The organism is Amycolatopsis sp. cmx-11-12 (assembly GCF_046269425.1).
Classification (GTDB): Bacteria; Actinomycetota; Actinomycetes; order Mycobacteriales; family Pseudonocardiaceae; genus Amycolatopsis.
The window spans coordinates 239361-259070 of the sequence record NZ_JADNQM010000009.1 but is presented as its reverse complement, the minus strand read 5'-3'; the positions used below and the strand labels follow the sequence as shown (position 1 = coordinate 259070).

Below are 19710 nucleotides of genomic sequence, written 5' to 3'. Positions count from 1 at the left end.
GTTAGAAGGTCCAGATCCGGACAGTGATGTCCCACCGCCCACTGTTGTCGACGGTCCTGTCGTCGTTCTGCGCCAGCCAAAGCCAGGTCTGCGGCCCGCGGTAGACCACGCACCCGCTGTCACCCCCGATCGGGAACGCGGTCCCCGTCGAGTTGAAGAATCCGTAGAGGCCGAACGACGGCGCCGAGATCCCGCCCCAGAACGTCCTCATGCGCTCGGTCGGATGGCCCGCCGGCGAGTAGGACGGGCCCCACGGCCACGAGTCGATCTTGATCGAACCGCCCGCCCGGATCCGCACGACATCACCGTCCCGGAGAGGGACGCCGGGGCCGATGATCGTCGAGTCCCGGTAGCCGTAGCTCACCGGCTGCCCGTTCAGAATCGTCAGGTTCGTGTCCCGGAGAGTGCCGATCTGGTTGCTCTGGCACAGCCTCTGGGACAGCTCCGTACCAGCGTGGGCGGCCGCCGGCTGGAGCAGGGCGAGCGTGGCCACCATCGCCGCGATCAGCGCGGTGTGCCGGATTCCGGTCATGGTCGGTGAACTCCCGTCGTGAAGTCGTTACTCGAGGTGTTCCGAGGATCGGGCCGCACACCGGCACCCGTCGAAGTCGTGGTGCCTATGCGGCGATCGGCCAGGGCTATAACGGCAGTTCGGCCGCGACCCGGGCCGCCAGCTCGCAGAACCGCCGCGGCAGCGAGCGCCGGTCGTCCCGCCGCCGAGCGATACCCGTGGACGAGCACGGGCCGTCGCGCAACTCCAAGGCGCGGAACCCGTGCACGGCAGCGGTTTTGACATACAGGTACGGAGCCGGGCAGACGACGCCGTTCAGTACGACGGACAGCGCCAGCTCCGTCACGGTCGTCACCGGCTCCCCCACCGCCTCCGGGTACTCGCCGTTGCGCGATTCGGGCAGCAGCCACCACCGTTTCATCGACTCGGGCACGGCGTCCCCGACGTTCGGCATCGGCTCGTCGAGCACGTCGGCGACGTCGACGGCATCGAGCTCCCACAACCGGTGTCCGGCAGGAACCGCCAGGCCGCAGGGCTCGTCGACGATGGGCTCCCACAGCACCCGCTCGGTGTCCACCGGCAGCCGTAGCAGCGCGACGTCGACCTCGTCGTCGAGCAGTGGTCGTTCCTGATCGGGCAGGCTGGTCTCCTGCCACGACAGCCGCACGTGGGGGTGGGCCGCCGAGAACGCCGTCGCGATCGGCACGTGCAGCGCACGCGGGATCGGCGGGCTCCACCCGATCCGCAGCACACTCGGCTCAGCCCCGGCGCGTCGCGTCGCGCGGGCGGCCTCGTCAACCATCCGCAGCACCGACACGGCGTGCCCGTAGAAGACTTCTCCTGCGGCGGTCAGCCGAACTCCGTCCGGGGCACGCAGGAACAACGGCACGCCGAGTTCCCGCTCCAGCGCGCGGATCTGCTGACTCAAGGTCGGCTGCGACACGAACAGCATGGCTGCGGCCTTGGTGAACCCACCCTGCTCGGCGACGGCCGCGAAGTACCGGAAATGACGCAGCTCCATGCTCCCCCTCCTGCGTTCGACGCGCGCGTCAACCATTCCGCAAAGACGTGGTGCAAGGACACGGCCAGCAGGATGAAACCCGGAAAAAGGAAATCCAGACGGAGGCGAATTTGCGCAGCACATTCCGGCCATGGCATTCACCGACCGTCGCAGCCGACGGAAAATGTGTCACACTCGTTTACCGGGAGATCGCGTCAGTTACCGAGGAGCGGCGAGTCGGCAGACGTCTGCCGGTGACTGTCCGCGGCCCGCTGGACTCGCTCATTGTGGCGATCCCACCAGGCGGCATCGCCGATATCTTCGTGGTCAGCTCCTGCTCGCCCGTCGATCATCTCGCGGAGGATGTCGGCATGTCCCGCATGCTGCGCGGTGTCGGCGACGACGCGGGTGAGCAAGGAGCCAAGGGTGGTCTTTCGCCGATCCTCGGGCCACCACTCGACATACGCCGGGGCAGCCAACCCGAGCTGATCGATCGACTGATCGGAGTGCTTCCTCGACCCACGGCAACCGCACAGCTGAGGGACGGGAAACGCAGTCGCCCAGATAACCGAACTCGATACCAGCGAGGTGCTTGACCAGCCCGAGCAGATTGGTGCCCGTGGACGTCATCGGCCGGCGGACGTCGTACTCGGACAACCCGTCCAGAGAACCGAGAACACTCTCCCGAGATCGTTGAAGGTAATGACGCAGGTCAGACGCCAAAGCACTGTGTGGGTCCATGCGGCCGACGCTAGCCCCGACCACCGACACTATTGAGCAGGAAGGCAAAGGTGTCGTGTTCGGGCGCGATGCCAGCGTCCCTCACTGTGTGGATTTTGGGACGTTAGATGACCCAAAATCCACACAGTGCCTGTGACCACCAGATCCAGAAGGGGGTGTGTGGAAATAGGGACACTCAACGTCCCTATTTCCACACACCCCTCAATAAGCGCACGCCAGGATTTCGTCGGTACCGACTGCCGTGATCGAGGCGCTCGAGATCCGCTCAGCTGGACTTGTCGACGTCGACATGAAGCCAGGTAGCCGTCATCGTGATGATCAGAGGCTGTCTCGCAGTGGCACCGTGATTTGCTTGAGCCAGGTGCCGGTGGTGAAGTCGCGGGCTTTGATCACCACGGAGCGGTGGGACACCTCGACCTGGAGGCCCTGGTTGAAGCTGCCGCCCAGGGAAACCTCGCCGCCCTTGCCGTCGTCCACCCAGCCGGTCTGCACGGCGCCGGTGTTGACCACGGTGAAGCCTTCGAGGTTGCCGCTGCCCGGAACGACCCGGCGGGTCACCCAGTCGGACAGGGTGAGGTCCCAGTGGGTGTGCCCGGAGAACAGGAACACGTCCCGGTACTTGCCGAGTACCGAGAGCAGCCTGTCGGCCTGAAGATAGTCGTTGAGGTAGAGCTTGTTGCGGGTGCCGGACACGGTGTTCGGCAGCGGGTGATGGGTCAGCACCATCACCGGCTTGCGCCACCGGTCCCAGTACGCCAGCCGCTGTTCCAGCCAAGTGAATTGCCGGTCGCTGATCCACACCTCGTCCCACAGCTTGGGGTCGTGGTACTTGGCGTAGCGCTCGGTGCCCAGGCACAGCACCGGCACCCCGTCGAACGAGGTCTCCGAGTAGACCGTGTTGCGCCGGGCGAAGTTGTAGAAGCTGCGGAACAGCGAGTCCTCGGTGGTGCCGTTGGGCCAGGTCTCCTGCGCGAGCGTGTCCGGGTCCCGCCACTTCGGCACATAGAACTCGTGGTTGCCGATGGCCCAGGCCACTTTCCTCGGGTGCGGGTGCTTGTCCAGCGTCGATCGCACCTGGGCGTACTCGAAGTCGTAGCCGCGCGGGGTGATGTCCCCCGCCACGCCGAGCCCGGCGCTACGCGGGTTGATGACGTTGATGTCGTCCAGGGCCTTGCCGAAATCGGCCAGGTCGCCCTGGATATCGCTGATGATGTTAAACCGGACGGCCTGGCCGAACGGGTCCCGGCCGGGTGCCGCCTCCGCAGGGACGCCGAGTGCGGTGGTCGCGGCCACCGCACCACCCGTGGCCAGCATGAACGACCTGCGATCCATCAGACACCCACATTTCAGCTACATCGATACCAACAGCGCAAAGGTAGGATGTCTGAGGTGATCATCGGTGACGTCGCGCCAGCCAGGGTGTGTACGCGAAGGTAATTTCAGGTTCTGACCAAAGTGCTTGCAATCTGCCACCACTCGGGACTACCGTCCCGACGAGTGGTTGCACAGCGCAAGCGGAAGGGGTCACCGTGTTGAGACAGGTCGCGGAGGGTGTGCTGATCCACCAGAGCGAATTGCTCCGGAACAACACAGTTGTGGTGCAGGGCCAGACAGGCGTGCTGCTCGTCGACGCCGGGATCCAAGACTCCGAGATGGCCTGCCTCGCGAACGACCTTCGCGAGTTGGGCCAGCCCGTCGTGGCAGGTTTCTCGACGCATCCTGATTGGGATCACGTGCTCTGGCACGCCGAACTCGGCGAAGTGCCCCGCTACGGCACGGCCCGCTGTGCGGCTTTTATGCGAGATCTGCTGTCGAACGCGGACTGGAAAGCCCGCGTCACCGAGGGGCTACCGCCGGAAATCGCCGACGACATGTCCTTGGATCTCTTCGGCATCATTACCGATCTGCCTGCCGAAGCCGCGCGGATTCCTTGGGATGGCCCTCAAGTCCGGGTCATCGAGCATCCGGCGCATGCCCCGGGCCATGCGGCACTGTTGATCGAGGAACGCGGAGTTCTCGTCGCGGGCGACATGCTCTCTGATGTCTTCATCCCGATGCTCGACAACTTCAACGACACCAATGACCCGATCGAGGAGTACCTCGTCGGACTGCGGCTGCTCGAGGCCGTGGTGGACGACGTTGATGTCGTCATCCCCGGCCACGGGTCCGTCGGCCGAGCCGATCAGCTACTTGAACGGATCAAACAGGATCGCGCGTACTTACACGCCTTGCGCGACGGCCGAACACCCGACGACCCGCGCATCGGCCCGTCGGCGAAGCCCGGCTGGGAGTGGGTCAACGACATCCACGAAGGGCAAGCCCAGAGTCTTGCCCGACGCCGCGACCGCGACGGGACGCCTGGCTAGTCACAGACCGAATCGTTGCCAGTGCCGGAAACACCTTCGATCAGATAGTTTCGAATTCCCACGCTAGAGATACTGACTGAGGTCGTGGCCCTTCGGGTTCTTGATCCACTCGGTGCCGTCGGGTTTGGTGAACTTACCGCTGATGGTGTCGAACTTGGTGCCCAGCGGCGGCAGATCCGGCAGCGGGACGTCCATCTTGCTGTTCATCAGCCGTTGCGCGATGTCGGGGGTGATCCCGGTGTACTGGGTGTTGATCTCGACGTGGTCGCGGATGCCGCGTTCGAAGTCGTTCTCCGATTTGGGGAACTTCACCTCGTCACTGGGCTTGACCCGGAAGTCGATGCCGATGTCGGAGGCGTCCCGATTCGCGAGGGTGTTCTTCAGATCGACGTAGGTTTGCAGGCTCGATTCGAGTTTCTTGTAGTTCATGTTCGCGGTATGGGTCAGCGGGATCATGTTGTCGGCGGTGCCCGGTCCGCCCATGTCACCGTTCTCGAGGTGCCCGCGGATCCACTTCTCGTCGGCGCTCAAGAACTGGCTTTCCCCCGGCTTGGGATTCTTCTTCGGGGTGCTCTCCAGGGCCTCCACCAGCTTCTCGCTCAGCTTGTTCTCCCCGTAGACGTCCCCGTTCTTGTCCACCTTGTTGCTGATGACCGAGTTCTTGTTCAGCGCGTCGACGTCGGTGACCTGCTTGGTGTCCGGCGTGTTGACGAAGTCCTTCCCTCGGGTGGAGTTCTTGTCGTAGGTGGCCCGGACCTCTTCGGTGGTGCCCGCCTGGTTCTTGCTGCGGCCACCGCGGTTGGCGTTGTCGTTCTCGGTACGCGGACGTTTCGAGCTGCCACCGGTGTTACCCGCGTTGTGCCCGGTTCCGGAGGTGTCCGGGCCATCGACGAACTTGCGTTTCTTGTCGCACCACACCAGGCCCAGCGGATCCGAGCCGGCGGTCGGGTCGTGCGGGTAGCCGGCCGGATCGGGCCCGGCGGGGAGCCCGAGCGGATCCTGGCTGAGATAGCGCGCGGTGGCCGGATCGAAATAGCGGTGCAGGTTGTAGTGCAGCCCGCTTTCCGCGTCCAGGTACTGGCCGGGGAACCGCAGTGGTGTACCCGGAGCAGCGCCCAACGGTCTTCCCCACAGCGTCCAGCGGCCGGACCAGCTCAGCGTGCCCGCCGGGTCCAGCAGGTCGGTCGGCGTACCGATGGAGTCGGTCACGAACGCCCGGAACCGCGGCTGCCCGGCGCCGTGCTCGGTCTGGGTGACCGGTTCCTCGGTGTCGGGCCGCCGCTCCCAGGTGGTGACGGCGGCGCCCGCCGGGCCGGTGTGCGTCTGCTCGATCAGGGAGTTGCCGTCCCAGACGAATCGCACCTGCTCGAGGACCCGGCCGTCGGGGTCGAGCAGTTCCTTCGCCGTGCGCCTGCCGAGCGGGTCGTAGCGATATCGCCAGCGGCGGCCGTCCGGCGTGGTGAGACCGGTCAGCCGGTTGCGCGCGTCCCAGTCATAGCGCCAGATCCGGTCGCCTTCGTGCCGGGCGGTACGCCGGCCGCTCGCGTCGTGCTCGTAGCGGACCGCTCCCGCGCTGGTCACCGTGTTGCGCTCGTACGCGCGCGGCCCGGTTTCGGGGTACGTGGTGTTCGTGGTGGCCCAGTGCGCGACCTTGCCCGCCCGGTCGTAGGCGATGTCCTCACGCACACCGTCGACCAGGTGGGTGGTGATCCGTCCGGCCGCGTCGCGTCCGAACGACTCGCCCCCGGCGGCGTCCCGGATCGCGGTCAGATCACCGTCGGCGGACCGGGCGAACTCCCGGTGCCGCAGCACGGTTCCGGTCGCGTCGGTGAGGGTCTGGCCGACGATCCGGTCGTCGGCGTCGAACTGCTGCCGCAGCAGGGCGCCTCGGTCGACGCGCCGGTCGATCGGGCGGCCATCGGCGTCATAGGCGTACTCGACCGTGTGACCGGCGGTCGACAACGCACTCGGCCGTTCCGCCTTGTCGAAGGACCACACGCTGGTCGCGCCGGAGGGAGTTCGCCTGCTGATGGTGTTCCGCGCCGGGTCGTACTCGAAGACCACTTCCTGGCCGTCGGTGACGGTGCGCACCATCCGGCCGTTGCCGTCCCGCTCGAACTCCACAATGGACTCGCCGTCGTCGGCGCGGGCCAGCTCGCCGACCGCGTCGTAGACGTAGGTTGTCTCCGTGTCTTCCGTGCGGATCCGGACCAGGTTGCCGATCAGGTCGTAGCCGTAGTCCGTGGCCCGACCGGCGGGGTCGACGGACCGGATCAGCTGGCCGGCCGCGTCGTAGGCGTAGGTGTGCGCGCGGCCGTCGAAATCGGTCTGCCGGACAAGGCGGCCCGCCGGATCGTATTCGTAAGTCCAGGTCAGCCCGTTGGGGTTGGTCACCACGGACGGCCGCAGCTCGGTGTCATAGGTGTACTGGGTCCGCCCGCCCGCCGGATCGATCTCCGCGGTCAGCATGTCGAACGGGCCGTACTCGCGCCGAGTCGCGCGACCCGCCGGGTCGACGTGCTCGACCTCGTTGCCCTCACTGTCGTAGCGCCAGCTCTGCCGTTCGCTGAGCGAGCCGACCCGCCAGGCGCGCAGCCCCTCCACAGTCCAGCCGATCCGGGCCCGTCCCCGGCCGTGCGGCACCGAACGCGGCCGTCCGAACAGGTCGCGGTCGTCGGCCCCGGTGGCGTCGGGATCCGGGCCGGTGTCGAGGCTGATCGACGCGGACACGCCGACGGGGTCCTGCCGCGGATCCGGTCCCTGACCGTCCGGGTAGGCCCGGTAGCGGGTGTGGTCGCCCTCCTCCGCGAGCAGTCCGTCGACCGCGCCGTCCTCGGACCGGTTCACCAGCACCACGCTGCCGTCGGGCCGGGTGACCTTCGAGATCTCGCCGTCGGCGTTGTAGGTGAAACTCGTGGTCCGGCCGAGCGGGTCGGTCTTCGACCGCATCCGGTCCCGGTCGTCCCACGTGAAAACGGTGGTCGCACCGAGCGGATCCGTCTCGCGCACCACGTGATGCGCGGTGTCGAGCTCGAACACCGTGATGTTCCCGAGGGAATCGGTATAGCGGGTCCGCTTCGGCTCGTAGTCGAAGGTGCAGTCGAGGAATCCGCGATCGCCGACGGTGCGCACGCAGCGCCCGGCCGCGTCGTAGACGTAGCGGTACCAAATCCCGTTGCGGTCCTGCCAACCCGAGAGGCGGCCGTCCGGGTCGTAGTCGAACCGCAGGGCCCGGCCGGAGGAGTTGGTGACCTCGGTGAGGTTTCCCGCGTCGTCGTAGCCGTACCGCATGACGACGACGTTCTGGCCTTGCAGTGGATCGGTCATCCGCAGCGCACGCACCCGGCCGCGGGCGCGGTCGATCTCCAGTACCCGCCCGTCGGAATGCCGCCAGCGCACCCCCGAGCCCTCCACGTCGTGGTCGACCTCGATCCGCGGCCCGTCCTCGCCGAGCTCGAACGCGGTCAGCGGCAGCACCCCGGCTGGGGCACCCGCGACCGGCGCGAAGCACAGCGTGATCCCGGAATCCCAGGTCAGTAGCCGGTAGACACCCGTCTCGTCCACCATCAGCACTCGCGACGGCCCGGCGAGCGAGTCCATCGGCCGCCCCGGTTCCGGCAGCGGGAAGGTCAGAACCGTGCCGTCGTCGGAGAAGAAGCGGGCGTGCTCGGCGGTGAACTCGAGCCGCAGGTCGGCGGTCGACGACCAGGATCGGCCGAAACCGGTGCCCTCCCGGTAGCTCGACATATGCGTGCGGCGGATCCGGATGGGCAGCGGCCCGGCCAGTGACAGGTCGTCCTGCACCATCACGACCTCACCGGTGGCGATGTCGATCGGGTCGCCACAGAGGTTCAGCTCGTCGGGCGCGGAGTGCTTGGGCGGAGGCTCGGTGCGGGCCGGGGGCGGGCTTCCCTTGGCGCCGCCGCCAGAACCACCCTTGGTACCCGAAGGAGTGACGTGATCGCCGGTGGGGCTGGTGTTGCCGTTCTTGTCCCCGCCGCCGGAGCCACCTTTGTCGCCACCAGGATTGCCCTTGTCCCCGGACGGGCCGGAATGGTCGCCGGAGGGATTCGTGTGATCTCCCGACGGACTGGTGCCATCGTCCTTGGGGTTGGGTTTGGGGTGGGGCGATTCGGGCTTGATGTCCTTGGGCTTGCCGGCGGGCTTGACCGTCCCGCCCTTGAGGTTCTTCAACGCCTTCCCCGCGTCGTCGAACAGATCCCCGGCCTTCTTCAACAGCGGGACCAGGCCCTTGAGTGCCTTCACCAGCTTCGTCGTCAGCCCGGCGATCTTCGACGCGGTCTTCGCCACCGCGGCCACCACCTGCGGCACCACCCACGCCAGCCCGATCCCGAGCGTGAACACCACCTGCAACGCCCACGAAATCAGGTGCCCGATGAGCTCGGCGATGATGTCGCGGACCAGCGTCCGAACCGCCGCGACGACCTCTCCCGCCGTCTTCACCCCACTGGCCGCGCCTTCGGTCCCCTTCTGCGCGCTCTCGATCAGCGTCGACGTGTTCTTCGCCTGATTCCGATACGCGTCGGCCGCTTCCCCTGTCCAGCTACCGAGGTCCTTCTGGACCAGGTCCACCAGCTCGACCGCGACGTCCCCGATCTCCTTGGCGACGTTCGTCCACGTCTCCGCCTGCGCCGCGATCTCGTCCGCGTTGCCGGTGAGCGCGTTGAGAGCCTCCTTCAGCGGGCCGACGTGCTCGATCAGCCAGCCGACCCCGGCGGCGAACACCGCCCCGAACGGGTCCATCACCGCGGTCAGCGCGTCCAGCGCGGTCCCCACCGCACCCAACGCGACCGATGCCCAGTCGCCGCTCTCGATCGCCGACTTCAGGTCGAGAGCACCCTCCAACAACGGCACACCCGACACCGCCGTCGTCGAATCCTTCACCGGCGCGACCAACGGATTGCTCATGACCACAGATTCAAGCACGTCCTTGTTCGGACGATTGCCTAGCGTGCCAGCGAATTCCAGAGTTCAGCACAATGGTGCTGGCGAGAGATCTCGGTAGTGAGCTGGCTGTCTCCCGCGGAATCAAGCGACATGACGACGGGATTGCCTTCGGTGTAAGGCTCCCAGCGGGGTGTGCCGTCCACGGTCGGGTTACCGGTGCGGGCGAATCCTGTCCACTGCGCGACGAGCTGGTCGGACAGCACTTGCAGATTGGGGTTGAGCTTGACGCCGCCTGGCAACAGCAGGAGCCACTCGGCTATGTGGTATGCGCCGTTCGGTTTGGTGGGGTCGAGGAAGAACTGCGGCGGCACGTCCGTGGCGTCCATCTGATAGGCGTAAACCGGGATGTGCCGCGCCAGCCGTTCGTTGTTGAGCATGGAGGGGCAGACCGAGTTGGAGTCGGCCACGATGGTCCGGAAGGCCAGGAACGGTGCGGGTGCCGGGAACCGCTTCAGTGGGTACGTCCGCCGGACCGCGGGAGCGTGCTCGCGGTACTGCTCGCGCACCAGTCGGTCGTAGTCGGCCGGGGTCGACGCGGAAGGCAGCTGGGTCTCGTCGCGCGCCACGCCGTGGATCAGCGCCACGTCGTTGACGTGCCCTTTGGCGAAAGCCTCTCTCGGGGACATCGGCAGTGTCGTGCCGTTCACGATCGGCGCGATCGTTCCGTTGTCGGGATTTCTCCCGTGATCCGCTTGCTTGAGCAGGGCTGCGGCCGGTAACCCGCGAAGGCATGCGCCCGCGTCGCTCACGGTGCCGCAGCCGAGAGCGGCGGCGAACCGCGCCCCGGCACGCTGGGCCTGTTGCTCCGTTGGCAGCTTCGCGTTGCAGTCCTGCGCCTGCCACACGGTGTTCACGCCGAGCAGCGAGTTGTACTCCCCGCTTTCGCTGATACCGCGCTGAAACAGCCCTGCCGAGGCAGGCGACGCGGTGTGAGCGCAGACGCTCGACCCGCCCGCGGAAGCGCCGTAGATCGTGACGTTGTGCGGGTCACCGCCGAACCGCGCGATGTTGCGCTGCACCCAGCGCAACGCGGCCTGCTGGTCTTGGAGCCCGTAGTTACCGGCGTGCGCGCCGAACGCCTCGTGCGCGAGGAAACCGAAGATCCCGAGCCGGTAGTTGACCTCCACGCTGATGACGTTGCCCGCCGTCACCAGACGGCTCGCGTCCTGCGGCTTCCACAGCAGGAAACCGCCTCCGTGGAGTTGCACCATCACCGCCAGCGGACCGGGTCCCACCTTGGCGGGTACGCGGACGGTGAGGTTGAGGCAGTCCTCGTTGTCCGAGCCCGGTCCGGCGCCGGATGGTTGCGGGCACTGATTGCCCTCGGTCGTCGCGGCGAACGGCTCGGTCCACGGGACGGGCCGCCGTGGCGGCTTCCAGCGCAGGTTCCCCGCCGGTGGTGCGGCGTAGCGGATCCCCTACCTCTGCTCCCGCGACACCGCACACCGGCCCGTCGTCGGTCACCACCGTGGTACCCGGCGAGCAGGCCGGTGCGGGTTGCTGCCTCGTCTTCAGATCACTGGCCATGGACGCCGAACTGATCGGCGACAACGCCATCAGCACGACGGCCGCCACGGCGAGCTTCCGGTCGAGTCTCATCCGTCCTCCACGCACCGAACATTGGTCTGCCGAAATGGACGCGATGACTTCCAGTCTGGCCACCGCTCCGCAGGGCACAACCTCCGTTCGGTGGCGCCGGAATTGTCAAATTCCAGGCCACCATGGTCTTTCGCGGAGATCCGAATTCAGCGATCAGTCTCCGAAGTACCCCTTGAACAGGATTTCGCTGATCTTGGTCGTGGTCTCCTGGCCGGTTTCGAAACCGTTCTCGATGACCTTCGTGTTGTTCATCAGGGCAAGGGTGTACCGCCCGTGCGGCCCGACGAAACCGACCGAGTTCGTGATCCAGGAACCGTCGTCGTTGTCGTCGGACCAGCCGTTCTTGTTCCCCGGCCGCGCGGCGGACCCGGCACCCCAGACGCCCCACTGCTGGTTGACGTCGACGGTCCGCATCTCGTGGACGATGTAGTCGCGGTGCTGCCGCGGCAGCCGTGTCAGGACGTAGTTGACCAGCCGGTCCAGGTCGTTCGCGGTGGTCAGGATCCAGCCCCAGTGGTGCGGGTGCTGATCGGTGAACCGCATGTCGGTCATCCCGTAGGACGGGAACCGCTTGGCGAACTCGGCCTCCCCGCCGTACCGGGTCCACAGCGTGTGGGCGGCGTCGTTGTCGCTGGAGTCGAGCATCCGGTGGATCAGGTCCCGGTCCTCGGCGGTCAACTGGACGGCCCCGGAGTCGTTGCGCAGCAACAGGTCGACGGCCATCGCCAGCTTCGGGGTGGAACAGGCCCAGATCAGGGTCCCGGCGGCCGCGCTCCGGTGGACGGCACCGGTCCACCGGTCCCGGAGGACGATCCCGGTCTCGCCGGGCCTGCTGTCGGCATAGGCCTGAGCGCGCGAGATACGCCCTTGGAGTTCCCTGTCGAAGCGGGTGGTCGCTCCGGCGGGAGCCGCAGAGGTCAACACCACGGCCAGCACCACGGCCAGGATGGCGGAAAGTCTCTTCTTCATTGTGTTCCCCGGGGCTAGGCAGCGGTCTTCCCTGTGCTTGCAGGCGTCCCTGAGGTTGCCACAACTCGACCGGCACTACTTCTTGATCTCGTAGCGCAGCAGTGTCAGGCCGTTCTCGAACAAGGTGGCCTCGACCGGCTTCAGGTCTTGCCGATCCTCGAACACGCGCGTCCCCTTGCCGCGTGACACCGGGCAAACCAGCAACCGGATTTCGTCGACATGGCCGGTGTTCAGCAGCGACCGCATGAGTTTCAAGCTCCCCCACAGCCAGATGTCCTTGCCGTCCCGCTCCTTGAGCTCCTGGACGGTGGCGGCCGGATCGCGTGTCACGGTCGCGGCGGGAAAGTCGCCCCAGGGGGCGTTGTCCAGCTTCGACGAGGCTACGAACTTGGTGAGATTGTTGAGCTTCTCGCCGTATTCGCCCTGCTCTTCGGCGTGCGGCCAGTAGTCCTTGGTTTGGGCGTAGGTGTTCGCACCGAGGATCAGCGTGTCGACCGAGTCGATGAGCCCTATCACGCTCGCCTTGAACGCCGGGTCGGACTTCTCGGAAAAGGGCTCCACCGACATGAAGCCGAGCCCGCCGTCCTCCTCCGCGGCGATGTTGTCGACGGTGACCCACTGCTGGACTACGAGCTTTCGCATGATTGCCCTTCCGGTCCGCGCACGGCCACGTCGGCCGCGTCCGACCCAGGGACGGAGCCGTCACGCCGGTCTCGACATCCCGGGCAGATCTTTTTCTCCGGTTTCTGTCAGCGGCGACGGCCGCCACACTGGCGGCCTCGTATTTGCGTACCGGGGGTGGCTGGACGGCGATCACGCGAGATCTCCGCCTGATCACGCGTGATCTCCCTCCAGACACGCGAGATCTCCCTAAGAACACGCGACGACCCGGAGACCCTTCCGCCTGACCACGAATTCGCCAACAGCATCCGTCAACGTCCCGATTCCTACATCGTCAACCTTCGGTCCGCTCGAACCCGAAACGCCACTCACGGACCCAAGATCCCTCAAGAAGACCCGTCGAGAAGGTCCTCGATCAGAATGGGGATGTGCCGCACCCGGATGCCGGTCGCGTTGTGGACGGCGTTCGCGACGGCCGCCGCCATCCCGACGGTGCCGATCTCGCCCAGTCCTTTCGCGCCGACCGAGTTGTGCAGGGTGTCCGGGTACTCGACGAAGTGGACGTCGACCTCGGGGATGTCCGCGTTCACCGGGATCAGATAGCTCGCGAAGTCGCCGTTGGCGAATCGCCCGCTGTCCTCGATCTCCAGCCCCTCGTGCAGCGCGGCCGAAACACCCCAGATCATGCCCCCGATGATCTGGCTTCGAGCCGCCGTCGGGTTGATGATCCGGCCGGCGTCGAACACGCCGAGCATGCGGGACACCCGGATCTCGCGCGTCCACTTGTGCACGCGAACTTCGCAGAACTGGGCGCCGAACGAGCTGAACGAGTGCTTCGTCAGCTCTTCGCCGGGTGCCGACGAACCGGTCACGGAGATCGACGGGCGCTTCAGTTCCCGCAGCACCTCGCCGAAGGTCATCGTCCTGTCTCCGGCCAGCACCCTGCCGTCCGCGTAGGAGACGTCCATGCCGTCGAACGGCGCGCCCGGGGCCGACGCCGCGGCCAGCAGGTCGTCGATCGCCGTGGCGGCGGCGATCATGATGGCCGTCCCCACGCTCGCGGTGGCGGTCGAGCCGCCGGACAGGCCACCGGGAGGCAGGGCCGAGTCACCGAGCCGGGGCACGATCCGGTCCGGCGAGATGTCCAGTGATTCCCCGCCGACCAGGGAGATCACGGTCAGCAGACCGGTTCCCGGGTCCGCCCCGCTGGTCGCGACGACAGCCGTGTCGTCGGGCAGGAGGGTGATCTCGATGGTGGCCGGGAACCGCAGTGCGGGGAACATCGCGGTGGCCGTGCCGACACCCACGAGCCAGTCACCGTCGGCCCGTCCCTGGGGCGAGCGGTCCGCCCAGCCGAACCTGGCCGCGCCGACGCGGAAGCATTCGTCGAGGTGTTTGCTCGACCACTGCAGATCCTTGCCGGGCGGCGCGGTCGAGTTGTTCCGCTGACGCAGTTCGATCGGGTCCATGCCCAGCGCGACCGCGAGCTCGTCGATGGCGCTCTCCAGCGCGAACGACCCGGGCGCCTCGCCCGGCGCCCGCATGAAAGTGGTCGGCGGGATGTTCAGCGGCACCATTTTCTGGCTGATGGCCAGGTTCCGGGTGGCGTACCACTCGCGCGAGGTGCCGTGTGACGTCGGCTCGACGAACGAGCGGTCCATCGCCGTGCTGCACCACGAATCGTGCCGCAGCGCGTTGAGCGTGCCATCGTGCTCCGCGCCGAGGGCGATCTTCTGCACGGTCGCGGCACGGCCCGCGGTCGCGGTGAAGACCTGCTCCCGGCTGAGCGCGGCCTTGACCGGCCGGTCAAGAAGCCGGGCCGCCGCCGCGGCAAGGAACGCCGGCGCGGAGGTACGGCCCTTGCCCCCGAACGCCCCGCCCACGAACGGGTTCACCGCGTGCACCTCGGACGGTTTCGTGTCCAGCGCGCCCGCCAGCTCCGCCGCCTGCAAGTCGGATCCCTGGTTACCGCTGTGGATGGTCAGGCCGTCGGGCCCCCACACCGCGACCGCGGAATGCGGTTCCAACGCGGCGTGGTTCTGGGTCGCGGTGGTGTACGTGGCTTCGACGACCACCGGGCTCGCGGCCAGCGCGTCCTCAATGGACTCGACGTCGGGAGCGAGGACCTCGAACGACGATGGTTCACCGCCCCGGGCCGCCGGTGCGTCTTCGGCCGAAGCGAGCCCGTCCTGTAGCGAAGTCAGCGCGGGCCGCTGCCGATAGGAGACCTCGACGAGCATCGCCGCGTCGCGCGCCTGCTCGTAGGTCTCGGCCACGACGAAGCCGATCGGCTGGCCGTAGTAGGCGACTTCCTTGTCCTGCAAGGGAACCCAGGTCTCGCCGAAGAACGGGGTGACCGGGGCGCGCAGTTCCAGCGGGTCGAACGGCGTGTACACGCTGATCACGCCCGGAGCGCCCTTCGCCTCCGTGACGTCCATCGATTCGATCTCGCCGTGGGCGATCGTGCTGATCACGACATAGCCGTGAACCAGTCCGGGGAAGGTGTGGTCCGCCCCGTACTCGGCCCGGCCCGTGACCTTCAGCGGCCCATCCACCCGGCTGGTCATCAACGGCTCCCCTCGGTCAGTTCGAGCAGTGCGCGGACGATGGTCCGCGGCAGCAGCGACAGCTTGAATTCGTTCCCGGACAAGGGCCGGGCGCCCTCGACGGCCAGCGCCGCGGCGGCTTCGAAGGTGGCGACGGTCGCGGTTGCGCCGCGCAAGGCCGCCTCGACCTCGGGCAGCCGCCACGGCACGGTCCCCACGCCGCCTGCCGCGACCCGGGCGTCGACGATCCGTGAGTCCTGAACGTCCAGCGCGACCGCGGCGGAACACAGCGCGAACTCGTAGGACTGCCGGTCACGCACCTTGACGTAGGTGGAGTTCGACGCCCAATCCAGCCTGGGGACCAGGACCTCGGCGATCAGTTCACCGGGGCGCAGATCGTTCTCCACCTCAGGGGTGGCACCGGGCAGGCGGTAGAAAGAGCCCAGTTCGACGGTGCGGGTCCCGGCCTCGCTGACCAGCCGGAGCCGTGCGTCGAGAGCGACCAGAGCGACGGCGACGTCGCTGGCGTGGGTCGCCGCGCACGAATCGCTCGTGCCCAGCACGGCGTGCATCCGGTTGGCGCCCGAGATCGCCGGGCAGCCACTCCCGGGCACCCGCCGGTTGCACGGCATCGCGACGTCCCGGAAGTACGAGCAGCGAGTGCGCTGCATCAGGTTCCCGCCGATGCTGGCCATGTTCCGGATCTGCTGCGAGGCGCTGAGCAGCAGGGCACGGGAGATCGCCGGGTACACGCCGGGGTGCCCGGCGATGTCGCCCATCCGTTCCAGCGCGCCGATCCGCAGTCCGTCGTCGGTGTCGATGCCACGCAGTGGCACCGCGTTGATGTCCAGAACGTGCTGCGGTGTCAGGACATTGAGTTTCATCAGGTCGACAAGCGTGGTCCCGCCCGCCAGGAATGTGCCAGGCGAGGCGACGGCGGCTTCGACGGTCTCGGGTGCGGTCAGCTCAAATGGACGCATCGGCCCGCCTCGCCTGCTCGACCGCCGCGACGATGTTCGGGTAGGCCGCACATCGGCAGAGGTTGCCGGACATGAACTCGCGGACGTCCTGGACATCCTGTTCGACGGCGGCGACCGCCGACATGATCTGCCCGGACGTGCAGAACCCGCACTGCAAGGCGTCCTGGTCGAGGAACGCCTGCTGGACCGGATGCAGACCATTCTCCGTGGACAGTGCTTCGACCGTGGTCACCGGCTGCTTCACGGTGGCGGCCAAAGTGAGACAGGAGAGCACCGGCCGTCCGCCGACGTGCACCGTGCAGGCGCCGCACTGGCCCCGGTCGCAGCCCTTCTTCGGACCTGTGACGCCGAGCCGCTCCCGCAGCGCGTCCAGCAGGGTCACCCCGGGTTCGACACTCAGGTTTTCCGTACTGCCATTGACTTCGAGTGAGATGTCCACTGGATCACTTTCCGCAGATCGCCGGGCCGGGACCCGACGGCGTAGGTTGAGGTGGTGGGAGACTGTTCGCGAAGTGAACCGGATATTCATCCGCTTCACTTTTCAAGCTAGCGGATTACAATCCGCTTGGCAATGTCGTGGTCACCCCCTGGAGTCGCTCCAGGTTCCGCGGATTCCTCGGCTACATTCACGACGGACGGGATCGGCGGACGGGGAGGGACGATGACGACGGGATCGGTCAATCCCCGGCGCGCGGACACCCGGCGCAACCACGAGCGCATCCTCGCCACCGCGGCGAAGTCACTGTCCGGATCGGGCGAAGTCTCGTTCAACGCCATCGCGAAACAGGCCGAAGTCGGCGTCGGCACGGTGTACCGGCACTTCCCGACCCCGGAAGCCCTCATCCTGGCGGTCTACCAGCGCGAGGTGCGCCAGCTCGTCGACGTCGTGCCGAGCCTGCTCGAGAAGTACACCCCGGAGCAGGCCTTCCGGACGTGGACGACCGACCATCTGGCGCACTACATGATGACCAAGCGCGGCCTGGCCGACGCCCTGCGCACCGCGACGGCCTCCCGCGGCGAACTGCCGGCGAGCGCCTACAAGGCCATGGTCGGCGCGGTCGCCACGCTGTTGAAGGCCAACGTCGACGCCGGCACCGTCCGCCCGGACCTGGCACCCGAGACAGTCCTTCGCGGCCTCGGCGGCCTGCTGTACCTCGACCCGAACGGTGAGTGGCGACGCGACGTCGCGAGCCTCGTCGATCTGCTTTGGCGCGGAATGTGCACTTGCCGCGACTGACGACCGTCATCCGACCCGTCGCGACGAGCAAGAAATCCTTTTCCTTCCTGCCGCGACGGAAACGAAATCCGCCACTGATGAACTCTATCGAGTGCATTTCCCGGCGGGACTGGATCGAAGATCCGCTCCAGGGCAGGATGACCGGGCAGAACGACTTGCGCCGTGACGGAGGACCATGTGGAGCTGTGCGGGACCCCGATCTTCGACTCGCTGGTCGACGAGGTGCGGCGGGCGAACTCGGAATTGAACGAGCAGCGCACAGAGGCCGACAAGACGGAAAATGAAGATTGCGCGTCACCTCGGCCCGCGTGAATACCCGTGATTTCTCACTCCGTTTCAGGTGAGCGCGTTTCGCCGGAATTCTGTAGATCCTCGAGCAAATCCAGCTGGCCGGCAATGACGCCGGTCAGAATTCCACGTGCGACGGCGGACCGGGACACACGGCTCGGACGTCCTTCCGTCTCCGGGCAACTGCCGGTCCCGACGCTCCCGGCCAGATCGCCGACGTCACTGGACCGGCCGTGGACACCCGGTTGAAGATCGCGGAAAGGCTGGTCGCCGCCCTGGATCCTCGACGGCCTCGCCCACGCGCGCCGGACCGCCGCGGAACTCCGCGCCCGACCTCCTGCCCCGCCTGCCGAATGACCTCGTCCGGGCGGCACGCGGGTCATGCCCGCGGAGGTCGTCCGTCGGCGCGTTGCAGCCGTTCGATGGTTTCGTCGATCCAGTCGACCCAGGTCTGCGCCATCATCTCGCCGGCGCGGCGGACCGAATCCCAGACCAGGGGATCGAGTTCGTTGCCGTCGGCGAGGTCGGCGGCCGCGGTGATCTGCTGGGGAAGCTCATCGGCGAGCCGGTCGCGCTCCTTGACGTGGAGATCGCGCATCACCCGGAGCTGGGTCACCGTGTCCTCGGTCGAGCGGGACCCGGAGAAGAAGAACCGGACCAGGAACGGCACCCGGATCGGATCCCGTTCGGTGACGAGTTCGGCGAGCCAGGTGTCGAAGGCTTCTCGTCCGGCATCGGTGGCCGAATACACCCGGCGGTCGGGCCTGCTCTGCTGTGGCTCCACTTCGGACACCACCAGGCCGCCGTCCTCGAGCTGGCCCAGTGTCCGGTAGATCTGGCTGAGCTGGGCGGGCCACACGAAATGGATGCTGGCGCGGATCGCGGTGGCCAGGTCGTAGCCCGTCATCGGTTGGCGCAGAAGGAAACCCAGTAGGGCGAATCTGAGCATGGGGCTCCTTCCGGCGGCGACCGGAAGAGTATCAACCGGATCAGGTTCGGTCCGCGTGCCGCGCGAACCACGCGTCGAGCAACTCGGTGACCTGCCGGGGTTCTTCGCGGTGCGGCCAGTGCCGCGTTTCGAGCCAGTGCAGTTCGGACTCCTCGCACCGGGCGGCGCTGGGTTCGGCGAGATGCTTGCCGAGCGCGCCGTCACGGCGTCCCCAGATGATCTGGGTCGGAACGCGCACCGACAGGTCTGGCCTGGGGCCCGCGGTGCGACGGGACGACAGCATCGACCGGAACATCGCGCGATACCAGAACAATGGCCGCTGGATCGCGCCAGGATGACGCCAGACGGCGCGATGCCGGTCCACGTCGGCGTCGCTCAGACCGGCTCCGTGTTCGAGCATCGCGGCGACGACCGCGCCACCGCGGGCGCCGAGGATCGTCTCGGCGAGACCGGGGATCTGGAACGCCACCATGTACCAGCTCCGCATGAGCTGGGAGGGCCGCCGGGTCAGCGCTTCGGCGAACACCTCCGGATGCGGACAGTTGACGATGGTCAAGGACCGGACCAGGTCCGGTCGTTCGATCGCCACCATCCAGGCGACCGCCCCGCCCCAATCGTGCCCGACCAGATGGACCGGTGCCGCCTCTTCGCGTTCGATGAGCAGCACGATGTCCTTGACCAGTTCGGGCATCCGGTAGTCGGCGACCGTGGCGGGTTTGGACGACAGCCCATAGCCGCGCTGATCCGGCGCGAGCACCCGATACCCCCGATCGGCGAGTGCGGTCATCTGCGGCTCGAAGGTGAACCAGAGATCGGGCCAGCCGTGAAGGAACAGTGCGGCGGGCCCGTCTTCGGGACCGTCGGTCTCGACGTGGAGCAAGACGTCGTCGACGTCCACGAACCGCGGCTGGAACATGAGGACTCCTCGTTCGGGG

At 67.3% G+C, this 19710-nt stretch carries 15 protein-coding genes and 1 pseudogene; 3 read left to right on the top strand and 13 right to left on the bottom strand.

Annotated features, from left to right (window positions below; all coding sequences use genetic code 11):
• Position 1 precedes the first annotated feature (1 nt).
• The 4 genes and pseudogenes from ACLARN_RS15720 to ACLARN_RS15705 all read right to left on the bottom strand — a co-directional run bounded on the left by ACLARN_RS15720 (position 2) and on the right by ACLARN_RS15705 (position 3584).
• Positions 2 to 532 carry a hypothetical protein gene (locus tag ACLARN_RS15720; RefSeq protein ID WP_409492128.1) on the bottom strand — a complete coding sequence of 177 codons (531 nt, stop codon included), beginning with the start codon at positions 530 to 532 and terminating at the stop codon, positions 2 to 4.
• A 106-nt stretch (positions 533 to 638) separates the two neighbouring features.
• Positions 639 to 1532 carry a LysR family transcriptional regulator gene (locus ACLARN_RS15715; RefSeq protein ID WP_409492127.1) on the bottom strand — a complete coding sequence of 298 codons (894 nt, stop codon included), beginning with the start codon at positions 1530 to 1532 and terminating at the stop codon, positions 639 to 641.
• A 194-nt stretch (positions 1533 to 1726) separates the two neighbouring features.
• Positions 1727 to 2252: pseudogene (locus tag ACLARN_RS15710) on the bottom strand (DUF664 domain-containing protein).
• Positions 2253 to 2570: 318 nt separating this feature from the next.
• Positions 2571 to 3584, bottom strand: coding sequence for a DUF4073 domain-containing protein (locus ACLARN_RS15705; protein ID WP_409492126.1), 1014 nt, complete (start codon positions 3582 to 3584; stop codon positions 2571 to 2573).
• Positions 3585 to 3781: 197 nt separating this feature from the next.
• On the opposite strand from ACLARN_RS15705, the gene ACLARN_RS15700 reads away from it, so the two are divergent.
• Entirely contained in the window at positions 3782 to 4618 is an 837-nt protein-coding gene (locus tag ACLARN_RS15700) for an MBL fold metallo-hydrolase (protein ID WP_409492125.1), read from the top strand.
• Between the two features lie 63 nt (positions 4619 to 4681).
• Here ACLARN_RS15700 and ACLARN_RS15695 read toward each other — a convergent pair whose 3' ends face one another.
• The 7 genes from ACLARN_RS15695 to ACLARN_RS15665 all read right to left on the bottom strand — a co-directional run bounded on the left by ACLARN_RS15695 (position 4682) and on the right by ACLARN_RS15665 (position 16740).
• Positions 4682 to 9547: a DUF6531 domain-containing protein gene (locus tag ACLARN_RS15695; protein WP_409492124.1), complete on the bottom strand. Its 4866-nt coding sequence runs from the start codon at positions 9545 to 9547 to the stop codon at positions 4682 to 4684.
• A gap of 38 nt (positions 9548 to 9585) precedes the next feature.
• Complete coding sequence (locus ACLARN_RS15690; protein WP_409492165.1) at positions 9586 to 10971, bottom strand: carboxylesterase/lipase family protein; 1386 nt, start codon at positions 10969 to 10971, stop codon at positions 9586 to 9588.
• 367 nt (positions 10972 to 11338) lie between these two features.
• Entirely contained in the window at positions 11339 to 12154 is an 816-nt protein-coding gene (locus ACLARN_RS15685) for a serine hydrolase (protein ID WP_409492123.1), read from the bottom strand.
• A 75-nt stretch (positions 12155 to 12229) separates the two neighbouring features.
• On the bottom strand, positions 12230 to 12796 hold the full coding sequence (locus tag ACLARN_RS15680) for a dihydrofolate reductase family protein (protein WP_409492122.1): 567 nt from the start codon (positions 12794 to 12796) through the stop codon (positions 12230 to 12232).
• 365 nt (positions 12797 to 13161) lie between these two features.
• Entirely contained in the window at positions 13162 to 15342 is a 2181-nt protein-coding gene (locus ACLARN_RS15675) for a xanthine dehydrogenase family protein molybdopterin-binding subunit (RefSeq protein ID WP_409492121.1), read from the bottom strand.
• Positions 15342 to 16301 carry an FAD binding domain-containing protein gene (locus ACLARN_RS15670; protein WP_409492120.1) on the bottom strand — a complete coding sequence of 320 codons (960 nt, stop codon included), beginning with the start codon at positions 16299 to 16301 and terminating at the stop codon, positions 15342 to 15344. The genes ACLARN_RS15675 and ACLARN_RS15670 overlap by 1 nt, the downstream gene beginning before the upstream one ends.
• The gene (locus tag ACLARN_RS15665; protein WP_409492119.1) at positions 16288 to 16740 is read right to left on the bottom strand and encodes a (2Fe-2S)-binding protein; all 453 of its coding nucleotides are present in this window, start codon (positions 16738 to 16740) and stop codon (positions 16288 to 16290) included. The genes ACLARN_RS15670 and ACLARN_RS15665 overlap by 14 nt, the downstream gene beginning before the upstream one ends.
• 222 nt (positions 16741 to 16962) lie before the next feature.
• On the opposite strand from ACLARN_RS15665, the gene ACLARN_RS15660 reads away from it, so the two are divergent.
• Both ACLARN_RS15660 and ACLARN_RS15655 read left to right on the top strand, forming a co-directional pair.
• Positions 16963 to 17538 carry a TetR/AcrR family transcriptional regulator gene (locus tag ACLARN_RS15660; RefSeq protein ID WP_409492118.1) on the top strand — a complete coding sequence of 192 codons (576 nt, stop codon included), beginning with the start codon at positions 16963 to 16965 and terminating at the stop codon, positions 17536 to 17538.
• Positions 17539 to 17700: 162 nt separating this feature from the next.
• Positions 17701 to 17850, top strand: a complete 150-nt coding sequence (locus ACLARN_RS15655) for a hypothetical protein (RefSeq protein WP_409492117.1) — start codon at positions 17701 to 17703, stop codon at positions 17848 to 17850.
• Positions 17851 to 18205: 355 nt separating this feature from the next.
• Here ACLARN_RS15655 and ACLARN_RS15650 read toward each other — a convergent pair whose 3' ends face one another.
• Positions 18206 to 18775 (bottom strand): PadR family transcriptional regulator, encoded by a 570-nt coding sequence (locus tag ACLARN_RS15650; protein ID WP_409492116.1) that lies wholly within the window; start codon positions 18773 to 18775, stop codon positions 18206 to 18208.
• A 40-nt stretch (positions 18776 to 18815) separates the two neighbouring features.
• A complete protein-coding gene (locus tag ACLARN_RS15645) occupies positions 18816 to 19691 on the bottom strand; it encodes an alpha/beta fold hydrolase (protein WP_409492115.1) in 876 nt (291 codons plus the stop codon).
• Between the last annotated feature and the right edge of the window lie 19 nt (positions 19692 to 19710).